24 protein-coding genes are annotated in these 26,156 nt (G+C 73.7%); 18 read left to right on the plus strand and 6 right to left on the minus strand.

The window, feature by feature from the left end; translation table 11 throughout:
* Positions 1 to 30: 30 nt before the first annotated feature.
* The 5 genes from O7613_RS02540 to O7613_RS02560 all read right to left on the minus strand — a co-directional run bounded on the left by O7613_RS02540 (position 31) and on the right by O7613_RS02560 (position 5,156).
* Positions 31 to 2,712 (minus strand): ABC transporter permease, encoded by a 2,682-nt coding sequence (locus tag O7613_RS02540; protein WP_282291850.1) that lies wholly within the window; start codon positions 2,710 to 2,712, stop codon positions 31 to 33.
* Entirely contained in the window at positions 2,709 to 3,431 is a 723-nt protein-coding gene (locus tag O7613_RS02545; protein WP_281584395.1) for an ABC transporter ATP-binding protein, read from the minus strand. Before O7613_RS02545 ends, O7613_RS02540 begins: the two co-directional genes overlap by 4 nt.
* 22 nt (positions 3,432 to 3,453) lie before the next feature.
* The gene (locus O7613_RS02550; protein WP_281584394.1) at positions 3,454 to 4,035 is read right to left on the minus strand and encodes a PadR family transcriptional regulator; all 582 of its coding nucleotides are present in this window, start codon (positions 4,033 to 4,035) and stop codon (positions 3,454 to 3,456) included.
* Between the two features lie 69 nt (positions 4,036 to 4,104).
* On the minus strand, positions 4,105 to 4,533 hold the full coding sequence (locus O7613_RS02555; RefSeq protein ID WP_282294461.1) for a ferritin-like domain-containing protein: 429 nt from the start codon (positions 4,531 to 4,533) through the stop codon (positions 4,105 to 4,107).
* A gap of 110 nt (positions 4,534 to 4,643) precedes the next feature.
* Positions 4,644 to 5,156, minus strand: a complete 513-nt coding sequence (locus tag O7613_RS02560) for a hypothetical protein (RefSeq protein WP_281590446.1) — start codon at positions 5,154 to 5,156, stop codon at positions 4,644 to 4,646.
* A gap of 264 nt (positions 5,157 to 5,420) precedes the next feature.
* Between O7613_RS02560 and rimP the strand changes: the two genes are divergently transcribed.
* The 13 genes from rimP to O7613_RS02625 all read left to right on the plus strand — a co-directional run bounded on the left by rimP (position 5,421) and on the right by O7613_RS02625 (position 18,610).
* Positions 5,421 to 6,083 (plus strand): ribosome maturation factor RimP, encoded by a 663-nt coding sequence (rimP, locus tag O7613_RS02565; RefSeq protein WP_282291853.1) that lies wholly within the window; start codon positions 5,421 to 5,423, stop codon positions 6,081 to 6,083.
* Entirely contained in the window at positions 6,080 to 7,123 is a 1,044-nt protein-coding gene (gene nusA / locus O7613_RS02570) for a transcription termination factor NusA (protein ID WP_281584392.1), read from the plus strand. Before rimP ends, nusA begins: the two co-directional genes overlap by 4 nt.
* 15 nt (positions 7,124 to 7,138) lie before the next feature.
* Positions 7,139 to 7,474 carry a YlxR family protein gene (locus tag O7613_RS02575; protein ID WP_281584391.1) on the plus strand — a complete coding sequence of 112 codons (336 nt, stop codon included), beginning with the start codon at positions 7,139 to 7,141 and terminating at the stop codon, positions 7,472 to 7,474.
* A gap of 93 nt (positions 7,475 to 7,567) precedes the next feature.
* Positions 7,568 to 10,561 carry a translation initiation factor IF-2 gene (gene infB / locus O7613_RS02580; RefSeq protein WP_281584390.1) on the plus strand — a complete coding sequence of 998 codons (2,994 nt, stop codon included), beginning with the start codon at positions 7,568 to 7,570 and terminating at the stop codon, positions 10,559 to 10,561.
* A gap of 83 nt (positions 10,562 to 10,644) precedes the next feature.
* Complete coding sequence (locus O7613_RS02585; protein ID WP_282291855.1) at positions 10,645 to 11,688, plus strand: SAM-dependent methyltransferase; 1,044 nt, start codon at positions 10,645 to 10,647, stop codon at positions 11,686 to 11,688.
* A gap of 41 nt (positions 11,689 to 11,729) precedes the next feature.
* Positions 11,730 to 12,023, plus strand: a complete 294-nt coding sequence (locus O7613_RS02590; RefSeq protein ID WP_281584388.1) for a DUF503 domain-containing protein — start codon at positions 11,730 to 11,732, stop codon at positions 12,021 to 12,023.
* Between the two features lie 174 nt (positions 12,024 to 12,197).
* Positions 12,198 to 12,692 carry a 30S ribosome-binding factor RbfA gene (gene rbfA, locus O7613_RS02595; protein ID WP_281584387.1) on the plus strand — a complete coding sequence of 165 codons (495 nt, stop codon included), beginning with the start codon at positions 12,198 to 12,200 and terminating at the stop codon, positions 12,690 to 12,692.
* A gap of 131 nt (positions 12,693 to 12,823) precedes the next feature.
* Positions 12,824 to 13,873, plus strand: coding sequence for a bifunctional oligoribonuclease/PAP phosphatase NrnA (locus O7613_RS02600; protein ID WP_282291857.1), 1,050 nt, complete (start codon positions 12,824 to 12,826; stop codon positions 13,871 to 13,873).
* A gap of 809 nt (positions 13,874 to 14,682) precedes the next feature.
* Complete coding sequence (locus tag O7613_RS02605) at positions 14,683 to 15,240, plus strand: hypothetical protein (protein ID WP_282291858.1); 558 nt, start codon at positions 14,683 to 14,685, stop codon at positions 15,238 to 15,240.
* Positions 15,241 to 15,356: 116 nt separating this feature from the next.
* On the plus strand, positions 15,357 to 15,764 hold the full coding sequence (locus tag O7613_RS02610; protein WP_281584384.1) for a hypothetical protein: 408 nt from the start codon (positions 15,357 to 15,359) through the stop codon (positions 15,762 to 15,764).
* Positions 15,764 to 15,973, plus strand: a complete 210-nt coding sequence (locus O7613_RS02615; RefSeq protein ID WP_281590445.1) for a DUF6186 family protein — start codon at positions 15,764 to 15,766, stop codon at positions 15,971 to 15,973. Before O7613_RS02610 ends, O7613_RS02615 begins: the two co-directional genes overlap by 1 nt.
* Before the next feature lie 689 nt (positions 15,974 to 16,662).
* Complete coding sequence (locus O7613_RS02620) at positions 16,663 to 17,187, plus strand: adenylate kinase (RefSeq protein ID WP_282291859.1); 525 nt, start codon at positions 16,663 to 16,665, stop codon at positions 17,185 to 17,187.
* Positions 17,188 to 17,287: 100 nt separating this feature from the next.
* On the plus strand, positions 17,288 to 18,610 hold the full coding sequence (locus tag O7613_RS02625; RefSeq protein ID WP_282291860.1) for an MATE family efflux transporter: 1,323 nt from the start codon (positions 17,288 to 17,290) through the stop codon (positions 18,608 to 18,610).
* Between the two features lie 106 nt (positions 18,611 to 18,716).
* On the opposite strand, the gene O7613_RS02630 is transcribed toward O7613_RS02625, so the two are convergent.
* Positions 18,717 to 19,679, minus strand: coding sequence for a hypothetical protein (locus O7613_RS02630; RefSeq protein ID WP_282291862.1), 963 nt, complete (start codon positions 19,677 to 19,679; stop codon positions 18,717 to 18,719).
* A 32-nt stretch (positions 19,680 to 19,711) separates the two neighbouring features.
* On the opposite strand from O7613_RS02630, the gene truB reads away from it, so the two are divergent.
* The 5 genes from truB (at position 19,712) to O7613_RS02655 (ending at position 26,113) form a co-directional block, all read left to right on the plus strand.
* On the plus strand, positions 19,712 to 20,674 hold the full coding sequence (gene truB / locus O7613_RS02635; RefSeq protein ID WP_282291864.1) for a tRNA pseudouridine(55) synthase TruB: 963 nt from the start codon (positions 19,712 to 19,714) through the stop codon (positions 20,672 to 20,674).
* 57 nt (positions 20,675 to 20,731) lie between these two features.
* Positions 20,732 to 21,658, plus strand: a complete 927-nt coding sequence (locus O7613_RS02640) for a bifunctional riboflavin kinase/FAD synthetase (protein WP_281584378.1) — start codon at positions 20,732 to 20,734, stop codon at positions 21,656 to 21,658.
* A gap of 173 nt (positions 21,659 to 21,831) precedes the next feature.
* Positions 21,832 to 22,101 carry a 30S ribosomal protein S15 gene (gene rpsO, locus O7613_RS02645; RefSeq protein WP_281584377.1) on the plus strand — a complete coding sequence of 90 codons (270 nt, stop codon included), beginning with the start codon at positions 21,832 to 21,834 and terminating at the stop codon, positions 22,099 to 22,101.
* Between the two features lie 217 nt (positions 22,102 to 22,318).
* Positions 22,319 to 24,667, plus strand: a complete 2,349-nt coding sequence (locus tag O7613_RS02650) for a polyribonucleotide nucleotidyltransferase (RefSeq protein WP_281584376.1) — start codon at positions 22,319 to 22,321, stop codon at positions 24,665 to 24,667.
* 120 nt (positions 24,668 to 24,787) lie between these two features.
* A complete protein-coding gene (locus O7613_RS02655) occupies positions 24,788 to 26,113 on the plus strand; it encodes a pitrilysin family protein (protein WP_281584375.1) in 1,326 nt (441 codons plus the stop codon).
* Positions 26,114 to 26,156 lie beyond the last annotated feature (43 nt).

Raw genomic sequence — 26,156 nt, forward strand, 5'->3', positions numbered from 1 at the left:
CCCCGTCACCCCCGGAATCCGGTCGGCCTGTCAGTCGAGGCGGCGCTCGACGGGCAGGCGGGAGCGGGTGATCAGGGCCGCGCCGAGCATCGCCATCAGCGGCACCAGCACCAGCACGGCCATGGTGAGACCGGGCACCGTCACCGGGTACGGGGGCTGCACCGGCCAGGAGTCCGCGTACCGCCTGTTGATCGCGGCCAGGATCACGACTGCCGAGCCGAGCCCGGCCAGGATGCCGAGCGCCGAGCCGAGCACCGCGATCACGCCGGCCTGGCAGAGCGACAGCAACCGGCGTACCCGGGGATCGGCGCCGACCGCCGCGAGCGTGGACAGGTCCCGGCGGCCCTCGGCGGCGGCCAGGCCGGTGGCGACCGCGGCGGCCCCCAGCGTGATCACCCCGGAGGCGCCGGCCAGCAGGAGCAGCAGCGAACGCTTGTTGGACGGCGGGTCGGCGGTCGACACCTGCAGGAACATCGGCGCGAGGTCGGACAGCTCGTCGGTCAGGCGCTCGCGTTGCCCGTCGGTGGGTGGGCCGGTGGTGTCCACCAGATACCCGACCGGCACGGCGACCAGGCCGAGCGCCTCCGCGGCGGCGGGGGAGAGCACGAGCCGGTCCACCGGGAGGCCGCCGCGCAGCGCGTACCCGGGCAGCAGGCGGGCCGTCGTCGGGGTGCCGGCGTCGTGGTTCACCTCCACCCGGACCCGTCCGTTCTCCACCTGCCGCGGGTCGGTGACCACGACGCCGCCCGCGGCCAGCGTCCGGCGCGCCGCCGCCACCTCGTCGGCCGGGGCGTCGGTGAGCGCGGGCAGCGCGGCGCCGTCGTCCACCAGGACCGGCACGAAGACGTCGTTCGGCTCCCGGTCCGGTCGGACACAGCGTGGATCGTCGCGGGCCGAGGACGGCCCGGACTCGAACGGCCCGTACGGGCAGCGCTCCGCGGGCGGGCGAACCGCCAGCGCGACGCAGTAGTCGTCGACTCCCGCCGGCCGGGCGCACTCGGGTGTGGCGATGGCCGTCACGGTGGCGTCCGGCAGCACCGCACGGACCCGTTCGGTGACCGTGCCGGCCGCCGGTGGCGGCGGGCCGGCCTCGCGGTCGTTGAGCTGGAGCAGCACGTGTCCCGGCGGCAGGCCGGGTTGCCAGAGCGCCCGGTCCCGGGCGTCGTCGCTGGCCAGGTAGACGCCGAGCGCGACGCTGCCGGCGACCGCCGCCATCACGGCCGAGATGGCCGGCGCGGCCGACGACCGGTTGCGGCTGGCGTCGCGCAGCGCGAGCCGGGGCGTCAGCGGCAGCAGGCGGCCGGCCCGGGCGAGCATCCCGACAAGGGTCGGAGTGCAGAAGACCAGGCCCAACTCGCCGAGGACGACGCCGGCCAGCACCCCGGTCGGCGAGGACAGGGTGGCGGCGAACGCGGCCAGGGCGGTGCCGGCGACGGTGAGCAGCGCCCCGAGCAACAGCCAGCGGGGGCGCGGCGGGGTCGCCTCGCGCCGGCCGGCCAGGCCGGCCACCACGTCCTGCCGGGCCGCGGTCCAGGCCGGCGCGAGCGCGGCCAACACCCCCGCCAGCACCGCGACCGCGGCGATCGCGGCCAGCGCGGCGGGAAAGACGCGGTACGCGCCGAGGCGCTGGTGCAGCAGGTACTGCTCGACGAGCGGCCGGCCGGCGAACGCGGTCCCGACGCCGAGCAGCAGCCCGAGCGCGGCCCCGCCCGCGCCGAGCACCACCCCGTCGGCGAGCACGATCCGGCGCAGGTGGGCGGCGTCCCCGCCGGCCACCGCGACGAGCGCGAGGTCCCGCCGCCGGCGGCGGACGCCGACCGCGAAGGCCGGGCCGACAAGCAGCACCACCTCCAGCAGGCCCAACCCGCCGACCAGCACCGAGACCCCGGTCTCCTCGACGCCCGGCATCGTCATGCCGTCGGCGACACCCTGCCGGCCGGGCAGCGGGTGCCGGGCGGACACCTGGATGCCCTGCGCGTTCAGGCGGTCGGCGAGCGCCGCATCCACCGTTCCCGGCACGTCCACAAGCCAACTGTCGTAGGTGGACGGACTGTCCGGCGCGACGCCGGCGAACGTCACCACCTCGCCCAGGTAGTCCGGAAATTCAAGCACCCCGACCACCCGGTACGGCGTGCCGTCGGTGGTGCGGACCGGCGCCCCGAGGCGGGTGTCCAGTCGACGTAGCGCGGCCGGACTGACCGCGATCTCGTCCGGGCGGACCGGCACCCGACCCTCGCGCACCGTGGCCAGCGGCCGGGCGAGCCGGTCGGTCAGGTCGAGGGCGCGCGCCTCCATCGACACCGTCCGGCGGCCGATCCGGGTCTCGAACGGCATCCACCACCGGATCCGGGTGACGTGACTGCCGGCGGGCAGAAGTGCCCGCAGTTCGTCGGCGGCGACCGGGCGGGTCCGGGGCGTCGGGTCGCCCTCGGTCGGCCAGGAGTTCTCGCCCCACGCGTCCTGCGTCACCGGGGTCAGGTTGGTCCATTGCAGCTCCGCGTCGGCCGCGCCGAGCCGGCGGTCGAGCCGCTCCGCCCGGGTCAGGTCGGCCATGTCGTAGCTCACGGCGGCGAAGCTGAGCCCGAGCACCGGCAGCGCGATCATCACCAGCACCAGCAGGGTGCGCCGCCGGGACCGGCGGGCCTCCCGGCGGGCGATCCGCAGCGCGGTACGCCACGACCCGCGGGCCCCGGCGAGCCGGCCCGAGATCACCGGTCGCTGCCGCTGAGCAGGTGCTCGATGCCGATCAGCGGGGCGGTCGAGTCGACAAGCACGCCGTCGCGCAGGAAGACCACCCGGTCCGCCCAGCCGGCGTGCCGGGCCTCGTGGGTGACAAGCACCCCGGCGGCCCCGTCGTCCACCCGGCGGCGCAGCAGGTGCAGCACCGCCTCGCCGGCCTGCGAGTCGAGCGCACCGGTCGGCTCGTCGGCGAGGACCAGCCGGCGCTCGCCGACCAGGGCCCGGGCGATCGCCACCCGCTGCTGCTGGCCGCCGGACATCTGGTCGGGGAAACGGTCGGCCTGGCCGGCGACGTCCACCTCACGCAACGCGGCGAGCGCAAGCCGGCGGGCCGCCCGCACCCCGGCGCCGTCCAACTCCAGGGGCAGCGCCACGTTCTCCACGGCGGTCAGGCTGCCGAGCAGGTTGAGGTCCTGGAAGACGTAGCCGATGCGGCGGCGGCGCAACCGGGCCAGCTCGCGGGCCGGCAGCCCGCCCAACGCCTCACCCTCGACCAGCACCTCGCCGCCGGTCGGCCGGTCCAGCCCGCCGGCCAGGGCCAGCAGCGTCGACTTGCCGGAACCGGAGGGCCCCATCACCGCCACCAGCTCGCCGGCCGTCACGGTGAGGCTCACGCCACGCAGCGCGTGCACCGCGGCCTCGCCGGCGCCGTGCATGCGGTGCACCTGGCGTAGTTCCAGCACCCCGCTCATCTCCGTCGGCCTCCCGTTCGTGTCACCGGCGGGCCTCGTCACCGGCCCGGTCCACCGCCTCGGGGTGGGGGACCGGTCGGCCCGGCGTCGGACGGTGGCGGACCAGGCTGGTCTCGCAGTGGTCGAGCCAGCGCACCTCGGCCTCAGCCTGGAAGATCATCGCGTCCAGCACCAACCGCCAGGGCAGATCCTCCGGCTTGTCGCTCGCGTACTTCAAGCGGGTGAACTCCTGGAGCGCGCGCATGGTGGCGGCGCGCTGCGTCTGCACCACCGCCCGGACGTCCACCCCGGGCGTGGTCAGGGCCAGTGCCAGCTTGATCGACAGCTCGTCCCGGGGCCGGTCGGCGCGGCTGATCGGGGTCGCGAACCAGAGCGCCAGGTCCGCCCGCCCGGCGTCGGTGATCTCGTACGGCCGCTGCCCGCTCTCGTTCTCCGGCAGCGGGCGGACCAGGCCGTCGCGTTCCAGCCGGGCCAGTGTCGTGTAAACCTGCCCGATGTTGAGCGGCCAGGTCGACCCGGTCGACTCCTCGAACGCGGCGCGCAGCTGATAGCCGTACATCTGGCCGCGTTCGAGCAGGGCGAGCAGGCCGTGGCGGATGGACATGACCTGGAGTATGCATACCTGGTATGCGGGCCGCAACCGAGGGGCTGCGCCCGGTGACCGGGGGCGCGCTCAGGCCGGCCGGCCCGGGAACGGGACGGTGACCGGGTTCACCCCGGCCGTACGCCGCCAACGGGTCGCCCGCAGCGCGCAGTCGGTGAGCGCGGCGAGCGCCGTGTTCCGGTCGGCACCCGTCGTGTGCGGCATCGCGGCCCGCCAGTGGCCGGCGGTCCGCTCCTCAAGCTCCACCGCCAGCCGCAGCGCCGTCGTCCGGTCGGTCACCGGATAGGGCAGCGCGTAGCCGGCCTGATCCGCGGGCACCTGCCCGGGCCCCTCGGCGAGTTGCAGGAGCAGCGCGTCCCGGCGGGACCGGTGGGCCGCCTCGGCGGCGCGGGCAGCCGTGCGGGCCGCACCGGTCAGGTGCACGCCGATCACCCCGTACGCCCAGATCGCCGCGTATTCGGCGGCGAGCGCGTCGGCGAGGGCCTCGGCCGGGCTCATGCGGTACGAGCTGGGCATGCGCTCACGGCCCTCGCTTCGCTCGGTGCGTTCGCTCATGCTGTGCCGGTTGGGCATGCGCTCACGGCCCTCGCTTCGCTCGGTGCGTTCGCTCATGCCAGCACCTCGACGTGGGTGGCCCGCGCCGCGGCTATCGAGCCGAGCAGCGCGGCCCGCTCGGGCGGCGCGCCAGCACACGCCTTGGCGGCGTTCGTCCGGCCCTGCTGTTCGGCCCGGCGCAGCTCGGCGAGCACGGCGTCGGGCTCGCTGCCCGGCGGGCCGGGCGGGGTGGCCAGCGGCGGGCCGGGCGGGGTGGCCGACGGCGTGCCCGACGGGGCGGTCGACGGGGCGGTCGACGGCGGGCCGGACGGCGCCGGCCGCCCGATCACCCGGCGCAACTCCTGCGCGTGCGCCAGGTGCGCGTCGGCGATTGGGGTGAGCCGCTCGGCCAACGCCGGGGTGGCGGTGGCGGCGGCCCGGTGTCGCGCCTCCAGCGCGAGCGCCTCGGCCACCAGCGGCTCCAGCGCGTCCGGCGGCGACGGCTCGTCGTCCCGGTCGAAAAGATCACAACCGGTCAGCGGCGCGGTCGCGCCGCCCAGCGCCACGAGCCCACCGGCGCGCAGCAGAGCGCGCCGGGAATGCCCGGCTCTGCCCTGGTTGGATGGTGTTCTGCCGATCCCCACCGGACAAGTCAACACCATCGCCGCCGCCGTGTGGGGCAGGGTCCTCGGTGCGCCGCCCGGTCCGCCGCCGCGCCCAAGCGTTACGCTCTGCGCAGCCACCGGGCGCGAACGCCCCGGTGGCGTGCCGGCATGGTGGGTCGACCGCCGCGGCCGGCCCGGGACAACCCGGTCCGACGGGCCGGCGTAACAGCAGAGAGGTGCGCCGAGATGACGCAGCGTGGCCGTGCCACCCGGCCGTCGGGCCCCGTCGGGCGGCCCCGCCGGTCCGAGGGCGCACGCGGCGCGGACCGCGGCGGCGCACCGCGCGGCGACCTCGCCGCTCGCCGGGCCCGCCTGCGCGAGGTGATCGAGCCGGTGGTCAGCGCCGCCGGCTACGACCTGGAGGACCTCTCCGTCTCCCGGGCCGGGCGCCGGCACGTGGTTCGGGTGATCGTGGACGCGGACGGCGGGATCCGGCTGGACGCCGTCGCGGACGTGTCCCGGGCGGTCTCCGCGGCGCTTGACGCGGCCGAGGAGAGCGGCGGGGACATCGTCGCCGGTGAGTACCAACTCGAGGTCAGCTCGCCCGGCGTGGACCGTCCGCTCACCCTGCCCCGGCACTGGCGGCGCAACGTCGGCCGGCTGGTCAAGGTGACCGCGCGCGGCGACGCCGGGGACCGGCAGCTCACCGGTCGGGTCACGGCCGCCGACGACGAGCGGGTGGTGCTGGAGACCGACGCCGGCCCCGCCACCCACCCCTACCCCGAGCTCGGGCCCGGCCGGGTCCAGGTGGAGTTCTCCCGCCTGGACGATCTGGCCGACGCCGATCTCGGTGACGACACCGACGACGACACCGACGACGACGAAGATCTGGAGGACGAGGAGAGGTGAACATCGACCTCGCGGCGCTGCGCGCCCTGGAGCGCGAGCGGGAGATCCCGTTCGACACGATCCTCGCGGCGATCGAGACCGCGTTGCTGACCGCCTACCGGCACACCGACGGTGCCGAGTCGCACGCCCGGGTGGAGATCGACCGCAAGAGCGGAGCCGCCTCGGTCTACGCCCAGGAGCTGGACGACGACGGCTCGGTGACCCGGGAGTGGGACGACACGCCGCACGACTTCGGCCGGATCGCCGCCATGACCGCCAAGCAGGTGATCCTCCAGCGGCTGCGGGAGGCCACCGACGAGGTGCACTTCGGCGAGTACGTCGGCCGGGACGGCGACCTGGTCACCGGTGTGGTGCAGGCGCACGAGACCCGTCGGGAGAAGGGCATCGTCAGCGTCGACCTGGGCAAGCTGGAGGGTGTCCTGCCCCAGTCCGAGCAGGTCCCCGGCGAGCGTTACGAGCACGGCGAGCGGATCCGCTGCGTGGTCGTGCACGTCGCCAAGGGCATGCGTGGCCCGCAGATCACGCTGTCCCGGTCGCACCCGGCGCTGGTGAAGAAGCTCTTCGCGCTGGAGGTGCCGGAGATCGCCGACGGCACGGTGGAGATCGGCGCGATCGCCCGTGAGGCAGGTCACCGCACCAAGATCGCGGTGCGGTCCACCGCGTCCGGTGTGAACGCCAAGGGCGCCTGCATCGGCCCGATGGGGCAGCGGGTGCGCGCGGTGATGAGCGAGCTGCACGGCGAGAAGATCGACATCATCGACTGGTCGGACGACCCGGCCACCTTCGTCGGCAACGCGCTCTCGCCGGCCAAGGCGCTGCGGGTCGAGGTGGTCGACCTGGCGAGCCGCGCCGCCCGGGTAACCGTCCCGGATTTCCAGCTCTCGCTCGCGATCGGCCGGGAAGGGCAGAACGCCCGCCTCGCGGCCCGGTTGACCGGTTGGCGGATCGACATCCGCTCCGACGCGGAGCAGGCGGGCACCGGCGGACGGGGCGGAGCTGATCACGTGCCGGAGCCGGGCGGCGCGATCTCGAGCAGCTAGGGGTAGACTTTCTCAGTGGCACGACGCGCGCTGCCGGAGCGCACCTGTGTGGGCTGCCGGAAACGAGCGCCGGCCAGCGAGTTGTTGCGGGTCGTCGCGGTCGGTGAAGAGGCTGGTCAGACCAGTCTCCGGCCCGATCCGACCCGCAGACTGCCGGGTCGGGGAGCGAACATGCACCCCCATCCGGCCTGCTTCGCGCAGGCGGTGCGGCGCCGAGCCTTCGGGCGGGCGCTGCGCGTCGCCGGGGTCCCCGACCACGGCGCGCTTGCCGAGCACGTCGACGCGCAACCCCCGACGACCGGTCAACCCGACCGGTCGAGGGTCGCTAGCAAGGTAGGACGACCGACATGAGCACACGATGAAGTCGCAGAAATGACCAGGCTTCAAGTGCACGAGTGAGGTCGCTGCGGGTGCTGCCCGCACGACCTCGGAGTGAGGAGTGCAGTGGCAGGAAAGGCCCGCGTACACGAGCTTGCCAAGGAGCTCGGGGTCGAAAGCAAGACCGTTCTCGCCAAGCTCAAGGAGATGGGCGAGTTCGTGAAGTCCGCGTCCAGCACCGTCGAGGCGCCTGTCGCCCGACGGCTGCGGAGCGCGTTCGTGGCGTCCGCCGGTTCGCCGGCGCCCGCCGCCCCGCCGACAGCCGCCCCCAGCGGCCCGGCACCGACCCCGACGCCCACCCCGACCCCGGGCGCACCCCGGGTCTCGGCCCGACCGATGCCGCCCCGGCGACCGGCCGCGCCGACCCCTGGACCGAAGCCCAAGGGCCCGGTCCCCGGCCCGCCGCAGCCGGCGACCCCGGTCGCCAAGCCGGCGAGCGCGCACGACATCGAAGTGGCGGCGGCGGAAGCGCGTGCCGCCGCGCTGAAGGCTGAGCAGGAGGCCGCGGTCAAGGCCGCCCAGGCCGCCCGCCAGCAGCAGCGCGAGACCGTTCGCCGGGAGCCTCCGGCCGAGGGCGGTCCCCGTCCCGGCCCGCGTCCCGGCCCGAACGCCATGCCCCCGCGTCCGGGTTCCCCGGCCGCGCGGCCCAGCGGTCCCGGCCAGGGCCAGGGTCCGGGCGCCCGACCCGGCGGTCGTCCGCCGGCCCGTGGCGCCGGCAACAACCCGTTCGGCATCCAGGGTGGGCAGCAGCGGCCTCCGGCCGCCGGTGGGGGCGGTCCCCGTCCCAGCCCGGCCGGCATGCCGCCGCGGCCCAGCCCCGCCTCCATGCCGCCGCGGCCCAGCCCGGCGTCCATGCCGAGCCAGCGCCCGACCACGGGTCGCCCCGGCGGCCCCGGTGGCGGTCGTGGTGGTCCCGGTGGCGGCGCCGGTCGTCCCGGTGGCGGCGGCGGTGGTTACCGCGGCGGTCCCGGCGGCGGTGGCGGCGGCGGTGGCTACCGCGGCGGTCCCGGCGGCGGTGGCGGCGGTGGTTACCGTGGCGGTCCCGGTGGCGGTGGCGGCGCTCCCGGCGGTGGTTTCCGTCCGGGTGGCGGCGGTGGCCGTCCCGGTGGCGGTGGTCGTGGCCGAGGCGGCGGCGCGGCGGGTGCCTTCGGGCGTCCGGGTGGCCGGCCGACCCGTGGCCGCAAGTCCAAGAAGCAGCGCAGACAGGAGTTCGACAACCTGTCGGCCCCGACCATGTCCTCGGGTGCTCCCCGCGGTCAGGGTCAGGTCGTCCGGCTGTCCCGTGGCGCCTCGCTGTCGGACTTCGCCGACAAGATCAACGCCAACCCGGGTTCGCTGGTCCAGGAGATGTTCAACCTGGGCGAGATGGTGACCGCGACCCAGTCGTGCTCCGACGAGACCCTGCTGCTGCTGGGTGAGCACCTCGGCTTCGACGTGCAGATCGTCAGCCCGGAGGACGAGGACCGCGAGCTGCTCGCGCAGTTCAACATCGACCTCGACGCCGAGGTCGCGGCGGACCGCCTGGTCAGCCGTGCGCCGGTGGTGACCGTCATGGGTCACGTCGACCACGGTAAGACCAAGCTGCTCGACGCGATCCGCAAGGCGAACGTCGTGGCCGGCGAGGCGGGTGGCATCACCCAGCACATCGGCGCCTACCAGGTCCACGTCCCGCACGAGGGCGAGGACCGCGCGGTGACCTTCATCGACACCCCGGGTCACGAGGCGTTCACCGCCATGCGTGCCCGTGGTGCCCAGGTGACGGACATCGTGATCCTGGTGGTGGCGGCGGACGACGGCGTGATGCCGCAGACCATCGAGGCGCTCAACCACGCCAAGGCGGCGGACGTGCCGATCGTGGTCGCGGTCAACAAGGTCGACAAGCCGGACGCGAACCCGGACAAGGTCCGCCAGCAGCTGACCGAGTACGGCCTGGTCGCCGAGGAGTACGGCGGCGACACCATGTTCGTCAACGTGGCGGCGAAGCCCGGCATCGGCATCGACGAGCTTCTCGAAGCCGTCCTGCTGACCGCCGACGCGTCGCTGGAGCTGACCGCTCCGATCGACGGGCCGGCGCAGGGTGTGGCCATCGAGGCGCACCTGGACAAGGGCCGTGGCGCGGTGGCGACCGTGCTGGTGCAGAAGGGCACGCTCCGGGCCGGTGACTCCATCGTCGCCGGTGGGGCGCACGGCCGGGTCCGGGCCATGCTGGACGAGAACGGCAAGCCGGTCGACACGGCCGGGCCGGCACGTCCGGTCATGGTGCTCGGTCTGACCACGGTGCCGGGTGCGGGTGACACCTTCCTGGCCGCCGAGGACGACCGCACCGTGCGGCAGATCGCCGAGCAGCGGCAGGCACGGCGGCGGGCGGCGTCGTTCGCCAACTCCCGTGGCCGGGCCACCCTCGAGACACTCATGGAGCAGCTCAAGGAGGGCGAGAAGACCTCGCTCAACCTGGTGCTCAAGGGCGACGTCTCCGGTTCCGTGGAGGCGCTCGAGGACGCGCTGTTCAACCTCGACATCCCGGAGGAGGTCCAGCTTCGGATCATCCACCGGGGCGTGGGTGCGATCACCGAGAGCGACGTCATGCTCGCGAGCGCCTCGTCCGAGGCGGTCACGATCATCGGCTTCAACGTGCGGGCCGCCAACAAGGTCCGCGAGATCGCCGACCGCGAGGGCGTGGAGATCCGGTACTACACGGTCATCTACCAGGCCATCGAGGAGATCGACGCCGCGCTCAAGGGTCTGCTCAAGCCGGAGTACGAGGAGGTCGAGCTGGGCACCGCGGAGATCCGCGACGTCTTCCGCTCGTCCAAGATCGGCAACATCTCCGGCTGTATCGTCCGGTCCGGCCTCATCCGCCGCAACGCCAAGGCGCGGCTGCTGCGGGACGGGGCGGTCGTGGCGGACAACCTCACGATCAGCTCCCTGAAGCGGTTCAAGGACGACGCGACCGAGGTCCGCGAGGGCTTCGAGTGCGGTCTGACGCTCGGCGGTTACAACAACGTCCAGGTCGGCGACGTCATCGAAACCTTCGAGATGCGTGAGAAGCCGCGCGCCTGAGCGAGCGGTGTGCACGACCGGTCGACGGCCGGGGCCTTCGGGTCCCGGCCGTCGCCGTTTCCGCAGGCTGCGACAATTTCCGCGTGATCGGGTACGCGCTGCTCCTCGCCCCCTCCGCCAACCGCGTCTACGCCGACGCGGCGGCCCGGTTGGCCCGCGCCGAACTGGCCGTGTTCGCCGGTTCGGGCGTGCTCGACACGGCCCCGGCCGACGCCGCGACCACCCGGATCGGCGGGGTGGAGTACCTGACGTTCACCGCGCCCGAGCCCGGCCTCGGCGCCCGGGACCTGGCCCACCTGGCGAACCTGTCGGCGGCGTACGCGCTCTTCGAGCGGGTCGGCGACGACCTGCTCCGGCCGGTGCCGCTGCACCCGCTGGCCCGGTACGACTCGGACCTCGTCACCATCCCCAAGTACGCCGGCAAGACCAACGAGCAGTTCACCCGGCTGCTGCTCAACGTCACGCTGCTCGCCTCGGCCGCCGCGCCGCGGATGCTCGACGGGCAACTCGTGGTGCTGGACCCGCTCTGCGGCCGGGGCACCACCCTCAACCAGGCGCTCATGTACGGCCACCACGGCATCGGCATCGAGCGCGACGGCAAGGACGTGGACGCGTACGCGGCGTTCCTGCGTACCTGGCTGCGTCGCAAGCGCCTCAAGCACACTGCGGAGACGGTGCCGGTACGCCGGGACCGCAAGCTGGTCGCCCGCCGTTTCGAGGCGGTGCTCGCACCCTCCCGCGACGAGCACCGGACCGGCGTCACCCAGCGGGTCACCGTGCTGCACACCGACACCACCCGGGCCCGCGAGGTGCTCCGCCCCCGCTGCGCCGACGTGATCGTCACCGACGCGCCGTACGGGGTGGCCCACGGCAGCCGCAGCGACCAGGGCCTGTCCCGCAGCCCGCTGGACCTGCTGACCGCCGCCGTACCGGTGTGGCGGGAGCTGCTGCGGCCGGGCGGCGCGTTGGGGTTGTCCTGGAACACCCACGTCACGCCGCGGGCGGAGGCGGAGGCGGCGCTCACCGCTGCCGGCCTGCGCGTGGTCGACGGGCCCGGATGGCGTGACCTGTCCCACCGGGTCGACCAGGCCATCGAGCGGGACGTGCTGGTCGCGGTCGCGCCTTAATCGCGTGCCGCGGGTCCGCCAGCCGCGTACCGTTGCTCGCCGTGTATACCGGAACCGCGCTGTTCGACCTGTTGCTCCCGAGTGACTCCCGGTCCCTGAAGGCCAAGCGGTCCTACGTCCGGCCGATCGTCGCCGCGCTGCGCAAGTTCGAGGTCTCCGCCGCCGAGGTCGGCGCGCTCGACCTGCACGGCCGGGCCGAGATCGGGGTGGCGGTGGTGGCCGCCGAACCGGCCCACGTCCGCGAGGTGCTCGACTCCTGCGAGCGGCTGGTCGCCGCCCGCCCGGAGACCGAACTGCTGTCGGTACGCCGTCGCCTGCACGGCGCGGACGACTGACGGCGTCGGCGCGTCGCGCGGCACCCCGGCGGTGCCGCGCGGTGCCCGGCGGGGCGCGGGTAATGTTCTCGGACGTTGGGCGGTCGGGCCCGGCGTCGTCCTCCCGGCCGGCGGCTTCCCGACCGCGGCGTCAGTCGCGCCGGGTGGTGGGAACAGTGATCGTGGAGGTGGGACATGTCGGATCCGGCCAAGGTACGCCGGCACGCGGAGCGCGTCCGTGAACTCGTCGCGTCGGTGGTGCGGAGCCAGATCAAGGACCCCCGGCTCGGCATGATCACGATTACCGACGCCCGGATCACCGCCGACCTGCGCGACGCCACCGTCTTCTACACCGTGCTCGGCGACGCGGCGGCCCAGGCGAGCACCGCCGCCGCGCTGGAGAGCGCCAAGGGCATGCTGCGCAGCACCGTCGGCAAGGCGCTCGGGCTGCGGCACTCGCCGACCCTGACGTTCGTCCTCGACGACGTGCAGAACCAGGTCAAGCACATCGACGACCTGCTCACGGCCGCCCGCTCGGCCGACGCCGAGGTGCAGCGGCTCGCCGCCAAGGCCGCGTACGCGGGCGACGCCCAGCCGTACCGGGTGGAGGAGGACGCCGACGTCGACGAGTCGACGGACGAGTCGTCGCAGTCGTCGACGGACGACGAGCGCGGCGGCGATCGACGGTGACCGCGCCCACCGGTGACGGCGCACCGGTCGCCACCGTGGCCGGCGTGTCAACGGTGGCCGGTGGCGCGGCCGGCGGTGCCGTGTCGACGGCCGGCGTTGGCGCAGGCGGTGTTGGCGCGGCAGGCGGTGGCGTGTCGACGGCGGCCGGGGGTGCCGCGGTTGGCGGCGGTCCCACCGACGCCGAGTGGGGGGCGGCCGTAGCGGCGGTACGCGGGCTGCCCGCCGACGCGCGGGTGCTGCTGATCTGCCACGTCAACCCGGACGGGGACGCGCTCGGCAGCATGCTCGGCTTCGCGCTCGGCCTGAGCCGACTCGGGGTCCGCCACCTCCAGGCGACCTTCCCCGGCCCGCCGGGCGTACCGGAGCCGTTCCGCTGGCTGCCCGGCGTCGAGCTGCTGGTGCCGCCGGACGACGCGTACCCGGAACCGGACCTGGTGGTCTGTTTCGACGCGGCGAGCGAGTCCCGGCTGGGTGACCTGGCCGACCGGCTCGCCACGGCCGGCACGTCGCTGGTGCTGGACCACCACGCCTCGAACGCCGGCTTCGGCGGCATCAACCTGGTGGATCCGCACGCCGCGGCCACCTCGGTGGTCGCGCTGGGACTGCTGGACCGCCTCGGGGTGACGCTCGACGCGGCGATGGCGACCGGCCTCTACGTCGCGCTGACCACCGACACCGGCTCGTTCCGGTTCGAGGCGACCACCCCGGCCGTGCACGAGATGGCCGCGCGCCTGCTGGCCACCGGCATCCGGCCGGGAGACATCTCCCGCCGCGTCTTCGACACCCGCCCGTTCGGCGCGGTCCGGCTCTTCGGCGAGGTGCTCGGCCGGGCCACGCTCGAACCGGCAGCCGCCGCCGGGCACGGCCTGGTCTGGACGTACGCCACCCGCGCCGACCTCACCCGCCACGACCAACCGGCGTACGTGCTGGAAGCGCTCATCGACTCGGTCCGCTGCACCGCCGAAGCGGACGTGAGTTGTGTGGTCAAGCAGTCCGGGGAGGCCGAGTGGGCGGTCTCGCTGCGCAGCAAGGGCGCGGTGGACGTCAGCCGCGTCGCGGTCGGGCTGGGCGGCGGCGGGCACCGGTTCGCCGCCGGCTTCACCGGGCGTGGTCCGCTCGACGAGGTGGTCGCGAGCATCCGCGACGCCCTCCCTCTGAACGTCCTCCCCTCGAACTCCTGAGATCTTGGTACGAATTGGCCCCTCTGGGGACGCTTTTGTACCAAGATCTCCGATCGTTCCGAGTTGATCTCGGTGGCCGCGCGTGGACGTCACGGCTGTCTGCGGTGCGTTGATGTACACATGTCCCAGTCCTGGACTGAGGTGGAGCGCGGGGGAGCGTCAAGCATGTCTGCGGCGCGTTGACGCACTTGGCCATCTTCGACGCGCTGATGTACCCGTGGCGCTCCAGTCGTGGCCCGGGCGGCGCGTGGGTGGAACGATATGGCCGTCTCGGGCGTGCTGAGACGTCCATAGCGTTCCAGTCGTCGCCTGAACGGCGCGCGGGTGGAACGCTATGGCCCTCTCGGGCACGTTGAGGCACCCATGGCGTTCCAGTCGTGGCCCGGGGCGGAGCGCGGGTGGAACGTTGTGGCCGTCTCGGGCGCGTTGAGGCACCCGTGGCGTTCCCGTGGTGGGCCTGGGGGTGTTGAGGGGCGTGCGGGAATCCGGTCGCCGTGTGCGGCCGGGTGGGTGGGGTGTCCGGTTCGGGGGTGGTGGGCGGCACTCTGACGGCGGAATCGTCGCGGGGGTGCGGGCGTTGTAACCCGGTGAACGACCGAGGAAGGCCAGCGCGCCCATGCCGCGCGGTCGACCCGCCCCCGGGAATGACGGTGGGCAGCCGGTCGTTACACATTCTCCCGGCCCCCGCGGTGCGGCCCCTGCCCCGCGGACCACGCCGGATCCCCCCGAAACTTTGAGCGCCTGACGGTGCTCGCCCGCGCGCCACCCTCCCCCGGTGCGTGTGTCGACCCCCGGAATGGAGCCCCCTGATGAACACGATCCTGCGCAAGAGCGTCCTGGGTATCGCTGGTCTGGCGTTCACCGGTGGTGTGTTCGCCGGCCCGATCGCCGCCCACGCCGACACCCCCACCCACACCGGCAAGCCCGCCACGGCTGCGGCCGTGGTGCAGGCCGAGGGCAAGCAGTCGAGCATCACCCTCAACGACGAGCAGACCGCCAACGTCAAGGCGATCATCGCCGCGACGAAGAAGGCCGGCCTGCCCGAACGAGCCGCGATCATCTCCATCGCCACCAGCCTCCAGGAATCCAAGCTGGAGAACCTGGGCCACCTCGGCGACACCAACGACCACGACTCCCTCGGCCTGTTCCAGCAACGCCCGTCGAGCGGTTGGGGCAGCCCGGAACAGATCACCAACCCCGAATACTCCACCCTGGCCTTCCTCAAGGGCCTGAAGCAGGTCGACGGCTGGCAGGACATGCCCCTGACCGAGGCCGCGCAGACCGTCCAGGTGAGCGCCTACCCCGACGCCTACGCCCAGTGGGAGAACCAGGCCACCGACCTCGTCACCAAGCACTGGAACAGCTGACACACACACGAAGGCCGGCACCTCCGACCAACGGAGGTGCCGGCCTTCGGCGTTTCGGGGCAATCACGAGGCGTGCCGGTCTTCCCGCCTTACGTCACGGTGGGGACAATCGGGTGATGGATCACTCCCGCGAGCTCACTGTCGAGGCACCCCGGGTCTGGGATCGCCCCGTCGTCTCCGTACCGGTGTTGATCTGCCTCTCTCTGGTCGGTGGTCAGCTGCCGTCGTTCTCGACCGCGGCGAACCTCTACATTCTCGGCACCGGCGGAGGGCTGATCTGGGTCGGCCTGAACAACCGGGTGCCCCGGCGGCCGGCACCGCGCCGGCTGCCGTCGGCGGCGCTGTGGTGGCTGCTGCCGGTCACCGTCTTCGGGGTCTTCGAGGGAGCGACCTTCGTGCTGTCCGTGGGCGATGACTTTCCGACGTTCTCCCGGCTCGCCGACCCGCTGCTGGAGGACCATCTGGTCCGCTCGGCGGCCTGGTTCACCTGGCTGGCCGCGTTCTGGGGACTGGTCCGCCGATGATGCGCGCGCTTGCCATCGGGGGGTTCCTGACCGCGCTGCTGCTGTTCGCGGTCGTCGAGTGGGCCGCGCGCCGGGAGGATTCCCGGATCCCGTCCCTGGCCGACGTCTGCGCCTTCGTCATGCGATACGAGGTGGGCCCGGTGCCGGTGGGCCGGATCGGTCTGTTCGGCTTCTGGTGGTGGCTGGGCTGGCACTTCCTGGCCCGCTGAGACGTCTCCGGGCGACGGTTTGTCCTGTCCGCATCGCGGGAACAGTGGGCAGTATCTGGAAAGTGAACGTTAATTTGGGTGAGAGGCCGGCGCTTCGCGGCGCTGGTCACGGGCGGTGGTGCCACACCCGGCGTCCCCTCCCTCCAGGGTCAGACCGACCCGGGCTCACGCTGCCAGGCGAGCCGCTCCGGTGATCCCGGACCGCTGCCGGGCGCTCAGCAGGCCGACGACTCCCGGTCGTGGCGCGACGGTTGTCGCGACGAGCCGGAACGTCGGGCGCCCGTAGGGCCGCCGTGCCTCGGCGGTCCGCACCCTGGAAGGACACTCACATGCCCAGCAAGCGCAAGCCGCAGACCGAGACCACCACCGACGAGGCGCGCGAGCAGATGCGCCGTGCGCTGCAGACGTCGATGGACACTCGTCAGTGACGCAGGCCGTCCGGCGGTGACGCCGGCTGGTCCCGGCGCCGCACCGCGTCGCCCGACCACGTGCCGACGTCACCGCCGCACGGGTCACCGGAGCCCACGCCAAGGCTGAGCAGCAACCGGATCGTCGTAGGCGAAGGGCCGAGATCACCTCCGGCCGAGCGGCGACGTCCGCAGCGTCGCCGTCGGTGCAGCGCCACCGTCGGTGCAGCGCCGCCGTCGGGTCGGCCGTCCGACGAGGGGCGACGACGTTACCGTCGTCCGGTGCGCCGCATCCTGGTCGTCGGAAGCTCCGGTGCCGGCAAGAGCACGCTCGCCGCTGCGCTGGCCCGGCGGCTCGACCTTCCCCTGATTTATCTCGACCGGCACTACTGGCGGCCCGGCTGGACCGCGCCGCAACCTGCCGACTTCCGCGCCGAGGTGGCCGCGCTGGCCGCCCGTCCGGCCTGGGTGATGGACGGCAACTATGCCAGCACCCTCGATCTCCGGCTGCCCCGTGCCGACCTGCTGGTGCTCTGCGACCCGCCCCGGTGGCGATGCCTGACCCGGGTGCTGCGCCGCCGCTGGGCCCGCCGTGCCGCGCCCCGGCCCGATCTTCCCGACGGCTGCCCGGAGCGGGTCGATCTCGACTTTTTGCGGTACATCTGGCGCTACCCGCGCGACTCCCGTCCCCGGGTGCTGGCGGCAGTCGCCGAGTGCGCCCCCGCCCTGCCGTTCCACCGCCTGCGCGGCCGGCACGACGTCGCGCGCTTCCTGAGTGACCTGAGCAAGCAGCACCGAGTGACCTGAGCAAGCAGCACCGAGCGACCTGAGCAAGCAGTACCGAGCATGTGAGTAAGCAGCCATGAGGCTTGCGTGCCTTACCGAAGTCGTGCCAGGATCGGCGGCGATGAGCACGACCACCGCCCCCGCCCCCGCCGCCTCACCCCGGCGGATCGCCGCGCTCGCACTGCCCGCCCTGGTGGTGCTAGCCGCCGAGCCGGTCTACGTGCTCGTCGACACCGCGGTGGTCGGCCACCTCGGTCGGGTGCCGCTCGCCGCGCTCGCGATCGGCGGCACGGTCATGACGTTGATCGCCTGGATCGGCGCGGTCGTCGCGTACGGCACCACCGGACGGTCCGCCCGCCGGTTCGGTGCGGGGGACCGGGCCGCCGCGGTTGCCGAGGGCGTTCAGGCGTCCTGGCTGGCGCTGACCGCCGGCGTGCTGGTGGCGGTCGCCATGGCGATCGGCGGGGGCGCGCTGGCGCGTACCCTCGTCGGCGGCTCCGGCGAGGTGGCCGACGCCGCCGCCGGATGGCTGCGGATCGCGGTGCTCGGCGCGCCCGGCCTGCTGCTCGCCGCCGCCGGCAACGGCTGGTTGCGGGGGATCCAGGACACCCGCCGGCCGCTGCTGTTCGTGCTCGCCCCCAACCTGCTCTCCGCGCTGCTCTGCCCGCTGCTGGTCTATCCGGCCGGGCTGGGCCTGGTCGGCTCGGCGGTGGCGAACGCGGTCGCGCAGACGCTCTCCGGCTGCCTCTTCGCGGCGGCGCTGGTGCGCGAGCGGGTCTCGCTGCGGCCCCAGCCCCGGGTGATCGTCCAGCAGTTGGTGCTCGGCCGCGACCTGCTGGTCCGGGGCGTGGCGTTCCAGGCGAGCTTCCTGTCCGCGACCGCCGTCGCGGCCCGGTTCGGCGCCGCCGCGGTCGGCGCGCACCAGATCGCCGTACAACTCTGGTTCTTCACCACGCTGGTGCTGGACGCCCTCGCGATCGCCGCGCAGTCGCTGGTCGGGGCCGCGCTCGGCGCGGGTGACGCGCCCGGCGCGCGCTTCCTCGCCCGCCGCGTCGCGGTGCTCGGCGGGCTGTGCGGCGTGGCGTTCGCGGTGCTGATCGCCGCCGGCGCCGGCCTGGTGCCGGGTTGGTTCAGCTCCGATCCGCAGGTACGCGAGCAGGCCATGGTGGCGTGGCCCTGGCTCGCGGCACTCCAGCCGATCGGCGGCGTGGTGTTCGCGCTCGACGGGGTGCTGATCGGCGCCGGTGACGTGCGCTACCTGCGCAACCTGACCATCGTGGCGGCGTTCGGCGGGTTCCTGCCGGCGATCTGGCTGGCCTACGGCCTCGACCTCGGGCTGGGCGGGATCTGGGCCGGGCTGACGCTGTTCGTGGTGCTCCGGCTGGTCGCCCTGCTGCTGCGGCTGCGTTCCGGCGGGTGGGCGGTGGTCGGCGCGGTGCGCTGAACGTCTCAGCAGGGATCGCCGTCACCCGGCTTCCGGTCCGGTCGGGTCCGTGGACGTCGCCGGTAGCGACCGGCGACGGGCGGGTGGTCGGTGGCGGCCGAACCGCTCAACACGAGACCGGCAGGTCGATCGGGTGTGCCGGATCGTAGAGCTTGTCGGGGTCCTCAGGGAACGGCGGGGCGTCCAGGTCCAGCCGGCCCGGCCGGATCAGACCGAGCCGGATGGCGTCGCAGTCCACTCCCCACCCGTAGCTCGACATCCGGTGCAGCCACAGCCCCCGGTCCGACCGCGCCACGTCGTCGGCGCGCGGCAGGTGCCAGACGACCTCGTCGTGCAGCATGATGACCGATCGGCCGGAGCGCGAATCGGGATCCAGGAATCCGTACACCCAGACGACGTTGCTGGTCACCTCAAGTGTCCGGACGCCGAACTCGTCCCGGACGCCCCGGTAGGTGAGCGAGCCCTTGGCCCGGGGTCGGTCCGGGGTGAGCCGGGCGTCCGGGGCCAGCCGGGTCGCGTAGGTGCCGATCGTCGCGGTGGACCAGTCCTCGCGCACCGTCTTCCGGGCGGCCGGGGCGAAGTGGCGCAGTAACGGGGTCGGGTCGTCGCCGGTCATGAACGCCCGGTCCAGCCGGGCGGTAAGCATGGTGGCGCGGACCCGGGCCAGCCCGGCCGACACCTCGGTGGCCGTGAAGCCGTCCGTGGGCCGGGCCGGAGGCAGCGTGATCCCGGCCGCTCCGGCCGGCCAGTTCGCCGCCGGGGTCCCGGCGAAGACACCCGGGTCCGGCGTCGGCGCGGCCGTGGAACCGGTTGCGGCGCCGGCTGCCGGGTACGCCGCGGCGGCGGGCCGCCGGAGCTGCCGGTACCCGTACGCGCCCGCGCCCAGCAGACCGGCCAGCAGGAGCAGGACCCCGGAAGCGGCCACCAGCCGGCGGGCCCGGAGCCGGCACCAGATGCGTAGCCGTACGGCGAGGCTGGGCCGGATCTCCCGCTCCAGGTGGTGCAGCCAGTCGGGGTACCCGTCCCGCCCGGAGGGGTGGGGCTCGGGGGTGGAGCGGTGATCAGTCATCTGGCTTCCCAAGCGGGGCGGGACGAGGGCGCATGATCTTGACAGGTCGGGTGAGCGGGACGGTATCCCCCGGCCGGGCTGATCGTCGCCGTCTGGCAGGCTTGGCGGTCGTGAGCGCAGACGGTCTGATCGTGGTCGACAAGCCCGGCGGCATGACGTCGCACGACGTGGTGGCCCGCATCCGGCGGCTGGCCCGGACCCGCCGGGTGGGGCACGGCGGCACGCTGGACCCGATGGCCACCGGCGTGCTGGTGATCGGGGTGGGTCGGGCGACCCGGCTGCTCACCTACGTGATCGGCGCCGGCAAGAGCTACGCGGCGACGATCCGGCTGGGGCAGGCCACGGTCACCGACGACGCCGAGGGTGACGTGGTCGCGAGCACGCCGGCCGGCATGGTCACCGACGACGCGGTACGCGCCGCGCTGGCGGCGCTCACCGGCGAGATCGACCAGGTGCCCAGCGCGGTCAGCGCCATCAAGATCAACGGCGAGCGGGCGTACAAGCGGGTCCGGGACGGGGAGAGCGTCGAGTTGCCCGCCCGCCGGGTCACCATCGCCAAGCTGGACGTGCGGGCGATCCGCCGGGACACCCCGGACGTGGTGGACGTGGACGTGGACGTGACCTGCTCGTCCGGGACGTACATCCGGGCCGTCGCCCGGGACGCGGGCCTGGCGCTCGGGGTCGGCGGCCACCTCACCGCGCTGCGCCGCACCGCCGTCGGCGGCTTCGACCTGGCCGAGGCGGCCACCCTGGCGCAGTTGGAGGAGCGCGCGCCGGAGGTGGTGAACCTGCCGCTCGACGCCGCCGCGCAGCGGTTCTTCCCGCGTCGGGACGCCACCGTCGAGGAGGCGCGCACGCTCTCCCACGGTGGGCCGCTGGACCCGGCCGGCATCGCCGGGCCGTACGCGGTATTCGGGCCGGCGGGCGGGCTGATCGCTATCGTCAGCGAGCGGGACGGGCGGGCCCGCGCGGAGATCGTCCTGGCCCCGGCCTGACGGCGCGGGCGGCAGGGCCCCGGCCGGGACCGGGCGGGCGGACAGGGGAGGAGCGGCATGCAGCGGTGGCGGGGGTACGAGGCGACGCCCGGCGGTTGGGGGCGCTCGGTGGTCACCATCGGCGTCTTCGACGGGGTGCACCAGGGGCACCAGGCCACCATCGGCCACGCCGTGGCCCGCGCCCGGGAGTTGGGCGTCCGGTCGGTGGTGGTGACGTTCGACCCGCACCCGGCCGAGGTGGTACGCCCCGGCTCGCACCCGGCGGTGCTCACCGAGCCGGCCCGCAAGGCGGAGCTGATCGAGGCGCTCGGCGTGGACGTGCTCTGCGTGGTGCCGTTCACCGCCGAGTTCTCCCGGCTGCCGGCCGAGGCGTTCGTGCACGACATCCTGGTCGAGCACCTGCACGCCGCGCTCGTGGTGGTCGGCGACAACTTCCGGTTCGGGCACCGGGCGGCCGGTGACGTGGCGCTGCTGGAGCGCCTGGGCCGCACGTTCGGCTTCGGCGTGGAGGGCGCCCCGCTGGTCGCCGAGGCGGGCACCGTCTTCTCGTCCACGTACATCCGGTCCTGCGTCGACGCGGGTGACGTGCGGGCGGCGGCGGCGGCGCTCGGCCGACCGCACCGGGTCGAGGGCGTGGTGGTCCGCGGCGACCAGCGCGGGCGTGAGCTGGGTTACCCCACCGCCAACCTGTTGACCCACAGGTACGCGGCGGTGCCTGCCGACGGCGTGTACGCGGCCCGGCTGGTGCGCCGGGGCGGCGACCCCCTCGCCGCGGCGGTGTCGATCGGCACGAACCCGACGTTCTCCGGGCGGGAGCGCCGGGTCGAGGCGTACGCGCTGGACTTCACCGGTGACCTGTACGGCGAGCGGCTGGCCCTGGACTTCGTGGCACACCTGCGTGGGCAACTGACGTACGACGCGATCGAGCCGCTTGTCGCCCAGATCGCCGAGGACGTGGAGCGTACCCGCCGGGCGGTGTCCTGACCGCGCGCCGGCCGCCCCGGGCCGGGGCTGGTAGGCTGACGGGTGACGTCGGCTGACCGACGGGGGCCTCGCGTGCCTGCACGACGCCGCGGGTGCGAGGAACCGGTCCGTCGCACCGGTCACCACGACCGCTCCGACGGACCTCATCGAACCACCCACGAAACAGGGAGAACATGGCGCTCGACCAGGAAGCCAAAGCCAAGATCCGCCAGGAGTACGCGACCGCCGACGGCGACACCGGTTCGCCGGAGGTGCAGGTCGCGGTCCTGACCAAGCGGATCGCCGAGCTCACCGAGCACCTGAAGGTGCACAAGCACGACCACCACAGCCGCCGTGGGCTGCTGCTGCTGGTCGGCCGGCGCCGGCGGCTGCTCAACTACGTCCAGAAGAAGGACATCAACCGCTACCGGTCGCTCATCGAGCGGCTCGGCCTGCGTCGATGACCTGACGGGGGAGTGGCCGCTCGGCTGCTCCCCCGTTCCGGTACCACCGAGAAACCCGGCCGCGACGACCCGAGAGGGAGCCGGTCAGCACCGGTCTCCGGTAGTGGCCCCCGGGAACCCCGGCAGACGAGCCGGCCCCCGGGCGCTTCGATCGAAGACCGGCCGCCTGAGCAGTTCCCGTGTCGTCGGCCGACGACGCGAAGGAGCACCACAGCACATGACCGAGACCAACCTCGGCACCGAATCCCGCACCGCCGTGATCGACAACGGGTCCTTCGGCACCCGTGAGATCACCTTCTCCACCGGCCGGCTGGCCCGGCAGGCCGCCGGCTCCGTCGTCGCCCAGCTCGGCGAGACGGTCGTCCTCTCCGCCACCACGGCCGGGAAGCAGCCGCGCGAGTCGTTCGACTTCTTCCCGCTGACCGTCGACGTCGAGGAGCGGATGTACGCCGCGGGCCGGATCCCCGGCTCGTTCTTCCGCCGCGAGGGCCGACCCAGCGAGGACGCCATCCTCACCTGCCGGCTGATCGACCGGCCGCTGCGCCCGTCGTTCGTCAAGGGCCTGCGCAACGAGGTCCAGGTCGTCGAGACCATCCTCGCGCTCGACCCGCTGCACCCGTACGACGTGGTGGCCATCAACGCCGCCTCGATGTCGACCAAGCTCTCCGGCCTGCCGTTCTCCGGCCCGATCGGGGCGACCCGGGTCGCGCACGTGGACGGCCAGTGGGTCGCCTTCCCGACCCTGGAGGAGCTGGCCCGGGCCACCTTCGACATGGTCGTGGCCGGCCGCACCCTGGCCGACGGCGAGGTCGCGATCATGATGGTCGAGGCCGAGGCCACCCCGAACGCGGTGACCCTGATCTCCGGCGGCGCCACCGCGCCGACCGAGGAGATCGTGGCCAGCGGCCTGGAGGCCGCCAAGCCGGCCATCCGCGAGCTGTGCCGGGCGCAGAGCGAGCTGGCCGAGGTGGCCGCCAAGCCGGTCGCCGAGTTCCCGATCTTCCTGGACTACTCCGACGACGCGTACGACGCGGTGGCCGACGTGGCCCGCGCCGACGTCACCGAGGCGCTCAAGATCGCCGGCAAGGCCGACCGCGAGGAGGCCCTGGACCGGATCAAGGCCAAGGTCGCCGAGGAGCTGACCGGCCGCTTCGAGGGCCGCGAGAAGGAGCTGTCCGCCGCGTTCCGCTCGCTCACCAAGTCCGAGGTCCGCAACCGGGTGCTGCGCGAGCAGGTCCGCATCGACGGCCGCGGCCCGCGCGACATCCGTCCGCTGACCGCCGAGGTCGGCGTGCTGCCGCGGGTGCACGGCTCGGCGCTGTTCGAGCGCGGCGAGACCCAGATCCTGGGCGTCACCACGCTGAACATGCTGCGCATGGAGCAGATGGTGGACACGCTGTCCCCGGAGAACCGCAAGCGCTACATGCACAACTACAACTTCCCGCCGTACTCCACCGGTGAGACCGGCCGGGTCGGCTCGCCGAAGCGGCGCGAGATCGGCCACGGCGCGCTCGCCGAGCGGGCGCTGATCCCGGTGCTGCCGTCGCGCGAGGAGTTCCCGTACGCCATCCGGCAGGTCTCCGAGGCGCTCGGCTCCAACGGCTCCACCTCGATGGGTTCGGTCTGCGCCTCGACGCTGGGCCTGCTCTCGGCCGGTGTGCCGCTGAAGGCGCCGGTCGCCGGCATCGCCATGGGCCTCATCTCCGACGAGGTCGACGGCAAGACGCAATACGTCACGCTCACCGACATCCTCGGCGCCGAGGACGCGTTCGGTGACATGGACTTCAAGGTCGCCGGCACCCGGGAGTTCGTCACCGCGCTCCAGCTCGACACCAAGCTGGACGGCATCCCGTCGGACGTGCTTGCCGCCGCGCTCCAGCAGGCGCACGAGGCCCGGCAGACCATCCTCGACGTGATGCAGTCGGCGATCGAGGCCCCGGCCGCGATGAGCGACTACGCGCCGCGGGTGACCACCGTCAAGATCCCGGTCGACAAGATCGGCATGGTGATCGGCCCGAAGGGTCAGACCATCAACGCGATCCAGGACGAGACCGGCGCCGAGATCTCCATCGAGGACGACGGCACCATCTACGTCGGCGCGACGAACGGCCCGTCCGCGCAGGCCGCGGTCGAGCGGATCAACGGCATCGCCAACCCGACGCTGCCGAAGGTCGGCGACCGGTTCCTCGGCACCGTGGTGAAGACCGCCGCGTTCGGCGCCTTCATCTCGCTGCTCCCGGGCCGCGACGGCCTGCTGCACATCTCCAAGGTGGGCGACGGCAAGCGGGTCGACAAGGTCGAGGACTTCCTCAACGTCGGCGACAAGGTCGAGGTGGAGATCGCCGACGTCGACGCGCGCGGCAAGATCTACCTGGACAAGGTCCGCCCGGAGGGCGCCGAGGCGCCGGCCGCCGGTGAGGCCGCCGGCGGCGAGCGTCCGGCCGGCCGCGGTGGCGACCGTGGTCCGCGTGACCGGGGCGACCGCGGCGGTGACCGCGGTGGCGAGCGCCGCCCGGAGGGTGGCGAGGGCGGCGACCGCCCGCGTCGCCGGACCCGGCACAGCTGATCGACCGACCGGCCCGGGCGACGTACCCGTCGCCCGGGCCGGCACACGGCTCCAGGCCGCGCTCGGCGGGCTGGAGCCGTTCGTCATCCACCCCTTCGCGGCACGGAGAGCAGGTAAGTCGTGAGTTCGTCCTCCCCGGCACGGGCGGTCACCCGCACCCTCAGCGACGACCCGCTCGGCGGCACCGTCCGCCGCACCGTGCTCCCCAGCGGCCTGCGGGTGCTCACCGAGGCGATCCCGGCGATGCGCAGCGTCTCGTTCGGCATCTGGGTGGCGGTCGGCTCGCGGGACGAGACCGGGCCGCAGGCCGGCGCCGCGCACTTCCTGGAGCACCTGCTCTTCAAGGGCACGAAGAAGCGCACCGCGATGGAGATCTCGGCCGAGATCGAGGCGGTGGGCGGCGAGACGAACGCCTTCACCACGAAGGAATACACCTGCTACTACGCCCGCGTGCTGGACGAGGACCTACCGCTGGCCATCGACGTGATGTGCGACGCGGTCGCCGACTCGGTGCTGGCCGCCGCCGACGTGGAGACCGAGCGCGGCGTCATCCTCGAAGAGATCGCCATGCACGACGACGAGCCCGGCGACGAGGTGCACGATCTGTTCGCCCGCGCGGTCTACGGCGACCACCCGCTGGGCCGGCTCATCTCCGGCACCGAGGAGACGGTCACGCCGATGACCCGGCGGCAGATCCAGGGCTTCTACCGCAGCCGCTACACCGCGCCGCGGATCGTGATCGCCGCCGCCGGCAACCTCGACCACGCCGCCGTGGTCAAGCTGGTCCGGCAGGCGCTGCGGGGCACCCCGCTGGACGCCGACCCGGCCGTGCCGGCGCCGCACCGCCCGAGGACCCCGGCGGTACGCACGCAGCCGGCCACCACACTCGTCGAGCCGAAGGAGACCGAGCAGGCGCACGTCCTGCTGGGCTGCCCGGCGATCGACCGCACCGACGACCGGCGATTCGCGCTCGGCGTGCTCAACAACGTGCTCGGCGGCGGCATGTCCAGCCGGCTGTTCCAGGAGATCCGGGAGCAGCGCGGCCTCGCGTACTCGGTCTACTCCTACGCCAGCCAGTACGCCGACAGCGGCGTGTTCGCCGTCTATGCCGGCTGCGCGCCCGGCAAGGTCGACGAGGTGCTGGACCTGACCCGGGCCGAGCTGGCGCGGGTGACGGCCGAGGGCGTCACCGAGGCCGAGCTGGCCCGGGGCAAGGGGATGAGCAAGGGTTCCTTCGTGCTCGGGCTGGAGGACACCGGGTCCCGGATGAGCCGGCTGGCCAAGGGCGAGCTGCTGTACGGCAACCTGATGCCGGTGGACGAGCTGCTGGCCCGGGTGGACGCGGTGACCCTGGCGGACGTGAACGCCCTCGCCGCCGAGCTGCTCGGTCGGCCGATGTCGCTGGCCGTGGTCGGCCCGTTCGACTCCGGCGCCTTCACCGCCTGAGCCGGACCGGCGCAGCGCACCGCCCCGGCTGGGATAGGTTGTG

The sequence above is a fragment of the Micromonospora sp. WMMD975 genome (assembly GCF_029581215.1).
Lineage (GTDB): Bacteria > Actinomycetota > Actinomycetes > Mycobacteriales > Micromonosporaceae > Micromonospora.

What these genes read in the sequence shown, in the direction of transcription:
- rpsO (WP_281584377.1), top strand. Translation starts at nt 21,832, where the DNA reads ATGGCGCTCGACCAGGAAGCCAAAGCCAAGATCCGCCAGGAGTACGCG.
- rbfA (WP_281584387.1), top strand. Translation starts at nt 12,198, where the DNA reads ATGTCGGATCCGGCCAAGGTACGCCGGCACGCGGAGCGCGTCCGTGAA.
- truB (WP_282291864.1), top strand. Translation starts at nt 19,712, where the DNA reads ATGATCTTGACAGGTCGGGTGAGCGGGACGGTATCCCCCGGCCGGGCT.
- O7613_RS02615 (WP_281590445.1), top strand. Translation starts at nt 15,764, where the DNA reads ATGCGCGCGCTTGCCATCGGGGGGTTCCTGACCGCGCTGCTGCTGTTC.
- O7613_RS02555 (WP_282294461.1), bottom strand. Translation starts at nt 4,533, where the DNA reads ATGAGCCCGGCCGAGGCCCTCGCCGACGCGCTCGCCGCCGAATACGCG.
- O7613_RS02640 (WP_281584378.1), top strand. Translation starts at nt 20,732, where the DNA reads ATGCAGCGGTGGCGGGGGTACGAGGCGACGCCCGGCGGTTGGGGGCGC.
- O7613_RS02650 (WP_281584376.1), top strand. Translation starts at nt 22,319, where the DNA reads ATGACCGAGACCAACCTCGGCACCGAATCCCGCACCGCCGTGATCGAC.
- rimP (WP_282291853.1), top strand. Translation starts at nt 5,421, where the DNA reads ATGACGCAGCGTGGCCGTGCCACCCGGCCGTCGGGCCCCGTCGGGCGG.
- O7613_RS02605 (WP_282291858.1), top strand. Translation starts at nt 14,683, where the DNA reads ATGAACACGATCCTGCGCAAGAGCGTCCTGGGTATCGCTGGTCTGGCG.
- O7613_RS02550 (WP_281584394.1), bottom strand. Translation starts at nt 4,035, where the DNA reads ATGTCCATCCGCCACGGCCTGCTCGCCCTGCTCGAACGCGGCCAGATG.
- O7613_RS02630 (WP_282291862.1), bottom strand. Translation starts at nt 19,679, where the DNA reads ATGACTGATCACCGCTCCACCCCCGAGCCCCACCCCTCCGGGCGGGAC.
- O7613_RS02545 (WP_281584395.1), bottom strand. Translation starts at nt 3,431, where the DNA reads ATGAGCGGGGTGCTGGAACTACGCCAGGTGCACCGCATGCACGGCGCC.
- O7613_RS02610 (WP_281584384.1), top strand. Translation starts at nt 15,357, where the DNA reads ATGGATCACTCCCGCGAGCTCACTGTCGAGGCACCCCGGGTCTGGGAT.
- O7613_RS02625 (WP_282291860.1), top strand. Translation starts at nt 17,288, where the DNA reads ATGAGCACGACCACCGCCCCCGCCCCCGCCGCCTCACCCCGGCGGATC.